This window comes from Streptomyces sp. NTH33 (assembly GCF_003236365.1).
Classification (GTDB): domain Bacteria; phylum Actinomycetota; class Actinomycetes; order Streptomycetales; family Streptomycetaceae; genus Streptomyces.
This window is the reverse complement of the sequence record NZ_POTZ01001084.1, coordinates 1-564: the sequence shown is the minus strand read 5'-3', so window position 1 is coordinate 564 and position 564 is coordinate 1. Positions and strand designations below refer to the sequence as shown.

General features: G+C 77.8%; 1 protein-coding gene. It reads right to left on the bottom strand.

All coding sequences use genetic code 11. The features are described 5' to 3' along the window. Positions 1-564: Sua5/YciO/YrdC/YwlC family protein (locus tag C1I97_RS38585; protein WP_181447130.1), on the bottom strand; the 564-nt coding region annotated here is incomplete at both ends.

Here is a 564-nt window from a genome sequence, read left to right as displayed (position 1 = left end):
AGGCGATGGGGCGGTCGTGGGCGAGCCAGGCGTCGGCGAGTCCGGCCAGCCGGGTCAGCGCCTCCTCGTCGTCGGTGACGATGGGCTCGCCGGAGCGGTTGCCGCTGGTCATCACGAGCGCGCGGGGGCCGGGGAGGTCACCGGGCAGTCCGAACAGCAGGGTGTGCAGGGGGGTGTAGGGCAGCATCACGCCGACGTGGGGGCTGCCCGGGCAGACCTCGTCGCACAGGCGGAGCCCGTCCGGCCGTGCACTGCGGCGCAGCAGGACGATGGGGCGCACCGGGCCGGCGAGCGCGGCCCGTTCGCGGTCGGTGGGGTCGGCGATCCGCTCGACGGTGGCAAGGTCGGGGCACATCACCGCGAACGCCTTGCCGCCCCGTTCCTTGCGGGCGCGCAGGGTGGCGACGGCGCGGGCGTCGGTGGCGTCGCAGGCCAGGTGGTAGCCGCCGAGGCCCTTGACGGCGACGATCCGGCCGGCGGCGAGCAGGGCACGGGCCGCGGCCAGGGCGCCGGTGCCCCGGGCCGGGCGGACGCCGCTGCCGTCGGCGGGGACCAGGCGCAGCC